Raw genomic sequence first — 5,713 nt, 5'->3', positions numbered from 1 at the left:
CCATTATTGACAAGTTGGATCTGGCGATCAAACCCAGTTCCATGATCAATAACCCCAGTCGAAACTTTTTGTTGCTGTCATTTTGAATGACCATGCCATTCTTTTTTAAATCAAGCAGGATTCTATGTACTGTGCCGACGGGGATTCCTGAACGGAGAGCTATTTCGGAAGCGCCCCATTCTTTTTTGTTACCTTCCGGGACGAGCAGCTTTAAGATTGTTACTAATCTTTCAACAACTCCTGACATTCTTTTGCCAACCCCATTCAATTTTTTTTATAGCACACACACTGATCTATTAAGTTATTAGTTTGCTGGAATCAATAGCTAATTTCTCATTATATAAGAAAGCTTCTCAATTTTATTTACAAAGAATTTACCATAGCTTAATAAAGATGTCAATCAATAATCTATATTTTATTAATATTCTTAAGTTTCGCACCCAACAAAACCGCTAGAATTTGGGGTTGAGAAGAGCCCAAAAAGCAATAAAAATCCGCATGAACACTGGTTTTTGGTATAATTAGAGTACCAATCCAAATCATACCCAACCGAGGTGTTATCATGCGGAAAGATATAAACGAGATTCAAAAAGTGCTTAAAACTAATGGATATTCCATTAACTTGAAATTCTGAAAGCAACCAATAGCAATTACCTTAACCTATAAAACGCTGCAAGAAAATACCAGAATCACCTGGAAATTCGGTTACAATTTAAGCTTATCAGTTCGAGTACTAAATCACCCCTATCTCAATATTTTGCAGTAAAGCTTAAAATAGCTCTTACTAACTGCCTTTTTTAAAATTTATCACCCTGGGCGGTCTAACCCACAATCCACCCCCTGCTTACCCTATCATGTCTCCCGGGGTCTGTGCCCTAACATTCCTTCGTTCAGCATAATGGAGGTGGGTGGGGCACTGCTACTCGTATGCAGGGTCATGCCCTAATGGAGGTTTTACAGTTTCCCCCACCCAAGGTTAAGTTCTTATTTTTATATTTGAATGTGATTATGAAGATGAAGATGAAAATTTATATTGCCGCCGCAGGGGTTGTGGATATGTGGGCAACGCCTTGCGTTGTCCAAGCGATTGTGGACCCTGTGGACAGGCGGTTTTGGGTAAAATTGACTTATTTGTTCAAAAGGTATCATGGATTACTTGATGACCTTAAAGGATAACAACCGGCTGTCCACAAGTCCACATGAGCGGCATATCCACAACCCCATGGAACCGGTTAAGCTGCTGCTTGAAGCTGATTTTTGCGGTATTCGCCCAGCACTTTTTCAGGGTCATATATACGCTTTTCCTTGGCTAAGGTAAACATCACCCTCAATAGCTTACAAGCAATAGCAATCAAGGCCTGCTTCTTTTTAACGGGTTTTGCTGCCGGTTTTTAAGGTGTTGGTACAATGCTTTAAACTGTGGGTTTTTAGCTACCAGGGTAAGTGATGCCTGGTATAGAAGGCAGCGTAGTCCCGGCCGGCCCCGCTTGGAAATTTTGGTAGGGCCGTATTGTTTCATACCTGATTTGTTTTCGGTCAGGTTATAGCCGGCCATTTTGCGCAGCTGGCGCCAGTTATCATAATGGTTTATGTCACCTACTTCCCCTAAAAAGCTGGCAGCAGTTACTACTCCCACGCCGGGAATGCTTAGAAGATATTCGGCCAGGCCGGTTTTGGCCAGAGCTTCTGCCATGGCTGATTCAATTTCACTAAGCTGCTTTTGCCAAAATTCAATCTCTGCAATGCATTGCTTAATACGCAAGCGGGCAGAATCTAAGCCTTCCGGCACCCCCACGGAGTTGCTGGCTGTTAAAAGGAGTAATTTTGCACGCTTTTCCCCTACACGGTTGTTGCTGGCCTTTTTTAGTTCACAAGCCAGTTGTTCTTCGGATATTTGCAGCAGGTCCCGGGGAAACGGACGGTTAGTAAGAACATAGACGGATGCTTTCCCCAGCAGGTTTTTGAATACCTCGGGATATTCGGGGAAATACTCATCCAATATGGCCACCAGGATGTTTTTGGCTGCATTTAATTTGGCCCGGTTCTGCTGGCGTGCTTGGACAAGGCCTCGTAATTCTGACCATATTCCCCGGGGCAAAAAGCAGTTGAAGAAGCGCCCCTCGGAGACCAATGTGGCAATTACCCAGGCATCTTTGCGGTCGTTCTTAGTCGGTGAATTGTCGTCCAGTTCTTTACTCCTCTTGACGTGGTATGGGTTAACGGTTACTACGGTAAAACCGGCCCCGGTAATATACCAGGCCAGCGGCTTCCAGTAGTGGCCCGAAGGTTCCATGGCCACTACAACGTCACTCCTTGCGGCAGGAAATTATTTTCCTGAAACGCTCCTTGTAAGACAGCCACCTTGCTATCTTCATATCAACTCATATTTGGTCAATAGAACGTTGCGCTAGAACGATGCTGACACGAGAAGGCTCCAATGAGTTGATAAATTTTATTTCGGTGAGGAGTTGGTTACTGGTGCATAAACCACAAGCCTATGTCTATGTCGGTATTGATACCCACAAAGACGAGCATATCGCTGTAATGATCAATTGCTGGAATCAGAAACTACAATCCTTTATTTTAGCAAACAACCCCGTAAAGTTTACCGCTTTCTTGGAAGAGGTTTTCAAGCATGTACCAGCGGGGTTAATTCCAGCGTTTGGGTTAGAAGATACTGGAGGCCTTGGTCGCTCACTGGCCCAGTTTCTTTATCTCCAGGGGCACGTGGTTAAAGAAGTTAATCCTGTTATTGTTAACCGTGAGGCAATTAGAAAAACTCACCCCCAAAAGACTGATCATGATGATGCATTAGACATTGCCAAAGCTCTTTTGGACAACTTCCTCAGCTTACCTGATGTAATAGAAAATGATATTTACGTTGCCGTTAGAGAGCTTTCCAAACATAGAGATGCTCTGATTAAAGAGCAAACCAGGTTGAAAAACCGGCTTCATCATGTACTCCACAAACAATATCCCTGCTATGAAACGATGTTCAAAAACCCTTTTCGTAAGGCAACGCTAGCTTTTTGGCTTAAATTCCCTACCCCTTTACACTTAAAGAACTACGGGGTTAAAACTTGTTAGCAATCACTTTAATATAGACTGAAGCAATCAAATTAAAATAGACTAAGTCAGTCCGTCAGTCAGTTCATTAGATAAAAAGCCAGTTTCCTCAAAGAAAGATAACTGGCTAAATACACACTACTACAAATTCCGCAAATAATTTCTCCTTAGAATATCAGCCCTAGCCTCACCAAGTTTCTCCTGAAAAACCTTGGCGAACCAGGCCGTTCTGTTACTACTGGGCGGAAATACCCTATGTTTATCCACCACCTTACAAATCGCCTCAACAATCTCGTCCTTACCATAGCCCGCCTGGTCAGCTAACCTTAATGCCAGCGGCAATAAGTCAAAAAAACCGATCGTGCTAAAATAATCATCCAAACCCCTTTCTAAATGCATATCTACATCCACCCCTTCCTTCACAAATTAATTAGTCAGATGCGGACCCAAATTTTTACACACATGAGCAAAAAGTTCCTCCGTGATAACTTTGGCCCCCTCCAAACAGCCCTCATTCAAGCACTCCAGAGCTAGCCGGTTAATCATGCGCGGCACCCCTTGAGAGCAGCGAAAAACAGCCTTTTTAGCACCCGGTGAGAAAATATCGGCGTCCGCCGGCAGCTTTGACCTGCCAGTCCATATACAACATCGCTTCATCCTCAGATAAACCACCCAGAGCAACCCAGGCCCCAATCCTCTGTGCCAGCGGAATCATAGCCGGCAGCTTTAAAGTTGAAGCCAAAGACGGCTGGCCCAGTAGTACCAGAGTGATAACAGCCTCATGCTTTACCGTAGCGTTAGTTAACAGGCGCAGCTCATTTAAACAAGCCGGCGTTAATATATGCGCTTCATCAATTAACACCAGGTTGAAGCGGCCCGACTCCAAATATGAATAAGTCAAAAGGTCCACCACCTTCAGCGCATCAGCCCCGAACCAGGACGTATTCACCCCTACAGCGGCGGCGATAGCCCGGTAAAGTTCTCTCGGCTTGGACTGGGGTATGGGCAGGTGAATAACCCGGTAGCGGGTATTGGAAACCCTGTTTAAGAAAATATCCAGCAAAGTACTTTTCCCCGTACCCGCCTCACCTACCACCACGCCTACTTCCCTGCTGGAAAGAAGCTGCATCAACCGGTTTAAGGCATCTTCAACCCGGTTATCCATAAAAGTACTATCCGGCTGAGCAACCTTGGGAAAAGGAAGTTTATGCTATCCTTATGGCCTCAAGAAAGCCCGCCAGGTTCGAAGTAGGATGCCCATCACCTAAAAGCTGACCTTACTGTTTTTCTTATCAACCCCTCATCAAAGGGGCCGTAGGTCCGCCAGAGGGTATGAACCGATAACCGGTCATGGGCATCCAGGGTTCTTTTTAACAGCACCGCTAAAAGATGCGTCAAACTGTCCGCCCCAAACTCATTGTTGCTATCAGCAGATAGACCGCCGGTACGTTCGGATGTGCCAGTAGCGCCGGCAGTTTCCAAGACTGTTTGGGGAGCCTTGAGCAAAGCGGCCTTGACATATTCCTTCTTGGCCTTAACTAAAGCCAGTGTATTATTAATATCTGCCTCCTCGACTTGTATACGATGAGCTGCCAGTTTGCGCTCCAAATAATTGTACAGCGGCACCTCAGCTACAGGCGGTATAATAATTTTCGGTGCCGCTTGTAATTTGGCCATTAACTCCTGCCGCTTCGGATAATCGTTTTCCGGTAAATATACATGCGCCTCACCGTAGTACTGATCCTCATACCAGCAATGCACAAAGGAGCGCTCCTGCGGGTCATAGCGTACCTGGACCCACCGGTCGTAAAGACTTGCACTGGGCACCAGATACTGCAGCTTATTAAGGTGAATCAGCCCTGTTTTGGAAACCCGGGACCTGGTGCAGGGCAAGAACACCATGGCCAGTGCATTTTTAGCTACAAACCGCCGGTACTCCTGACTTTATCAGTTCACCTAACGCAAACCCGCATAAAATCTGGACACAAAAAAATAAAAGTGTGCATTTTGCCACTACAGAAAACTTACTTTTAATTTACAGCACCAACTCCTCTACAGGAGTAACATTTTTTGGTGGCTTAATCCGTAAAGCACGTAAAATTTTATTGCTCAACTCGGGAGTGTAAATTATTTTGTGGTGCGCCTGAACGTAGGTGAAATGGAGTAGGCTGAGACGCCTACCACGGGAGACTACCCCCGTGAAACTTACCATAACTGCATTCCTGGAAACAGAAATGTGGGAAGCAATGGGAAATGGCGAATTTGTCAAGCAAGTGCCCGTGCCGGGACAAACGCCCGTGTGTGCAGTACGGTTAAACGAAAGTGAACCTCTGTTGGAAGCTTCGTTATATTTAGCATACCTTGGGGCATAATCGGGTATGTATTGGCGAAGGCTGCAGTATTCACAAATTGCTGTAGCTGTAGTCCTTATGTCGCCCGGAGTAAAGGAGGAACCTAACCTGCACGAGTCATTTCGCTGAGAGTTCAGGAGAGCCTAAGGGAATATATCCTATGGCTGAGGAAACAGAGGGAAGCCTCTGTAGCTGTCGAGCTTAGAAAGGCTGCCACAAGGAGGTTGAAAGCGTCTGGCAGTGCAAAGAGAAAATCTTTACGCCATACCTACGGAACAAGCATATGCTAATGTCCG

General features: G+C 45.3%; 8 protein-coding genes. 2 read left to right on the top strand and 6 right to left on the bottom strand.

What is annotated here, in order from left to right; all coding sequences use genetic code 11:
* From BM299_RS18400 to BM299_RS18390, 3 genes are all read right to left on the bottom strand, one after another.
* The coding region (locus BM299_RS18400; protein WP_165608441.1) for a helix-turn-helix domain-containing protein at positions 1-247 on the bottom strand (247 nt) is incomplete at its 3' end.
* Positions 248-1,232: 985 nt separating this feature from the next.
* Entirely contained in the window at positions 1,233-1,355 is a 123-nt protein-coding gene (locus tag BM299_RS20290) for a hypothetical protein (protein ID WP_281246398.1), read from the bottom strand.
* The gene (locus BM299_RS18390; protein WP_245779861.1) at positions 1,352-2,293 is read right to left on the bottom strand and encodes an IS110 family RNA-guided transposase; all 942 of its coding nucleotides are present in this window, start codon (positions 2,291-2,293) and stop codon (positions 1,352-1,354) included. The genes BM299_RS20290 and BM299_RS18390 overlap by 4 nt, the downstream gene beginning before the upstream one ends.
* Positions 2,294-2,478: 185 nt before the next feature.
* On the opposite strand from BM299_RS18390, the gene BM299_RS18385 reads away from it, so the two are divergent.
* Positions 2,479-3,087 carry an IS110 family transposase gene (locus BM299_RS18385; protein ID WP_165608439.1) on the top strand — a complete coding sequence of 203 codons (609 nt, stop codon included), beginning with the start codon at positions 2,479-2,481 and terminating at the stop codon, positions 3,085-3,087.
* Positions 3,088-3,207: 120 nt separating this feature from the next.
* Here the strand turns inward: BM299_RS18385 and BM299_RS18380 are convergent, their stop codons facing one another.
* The 3 genes from BM299_RS18380 to BM299_RS18370 all read right to left on the bottom strand — a co-directional run bounded on the left by BM299_RS18380 (position 3,208) and on the right by BM299_RS18370 (position 4,968).
* Positions 3,208-3,465: a hypothetical protein gene (locus BM299_RS18380; protein WP_165608438.1), complete on the bottom strand. Its 258-nt coding sequence runs from the start codon at positions 3,463-3,465 to the stop codon at positions 3,208-3,210.
* Positions 3,466-3,649: 184 nt separating this feature from the next.
* Positions 3,650-4,231 carry an ExeA family protein gene (locus BM299_RS18375; protein WP_092487902.1) on the bottom strand — a complete coding sequence of 194 codons (582 nt, stop codon included), beginning with the start codon at positions 4,229-4,231 and terminating at the stop codon, positions 3,650-3,652.
* 95 nt (positions 4,232-4,326) lie between these two features.
* Positions 4,327-4,968, bottom strand: a complete 642-nt coding sequence (locus BM299_RS18370; protein WP_092487899.1) for a Mu transposase C-terminal domain-containing protein — start codon at positions 4,966-4,968, stop codon at positions 4,327-4,329.
* Positions 4,969-5,264: 296 nt separating this feature from the next.
* Here BM299_RS18370 and BM299_RS19790 point away from each other — a divergent pair, with 296 nt between their 5' ends.
* Complete coding sequence (locus BM299_RS19790; protein WP_207545245.1) at positions 5,265-5,438, top strand: hypothetical protein; 174 nt, start codon at positions 5,265-5,267, stop codon at positions 5,436-5,438.
* Positions 5,439-5,713 lie beyond the last annotated feature (275 nt).

Origin of the sequence: Desulfoscipio geothermicus DSM 3669 (assembly GCF_900115975.1) — a bacterium.
GTDB classification, from domain to species: Bacteria; Bacillota; Desulfotomaculia; order Desulfotomaculales; family Desulfallaceae; genus Desulfoscipio; species Desulfoscipio geothermicus.
This window is presented reverse-complemented; position numbering and strand designations above follow the sequence as displayed.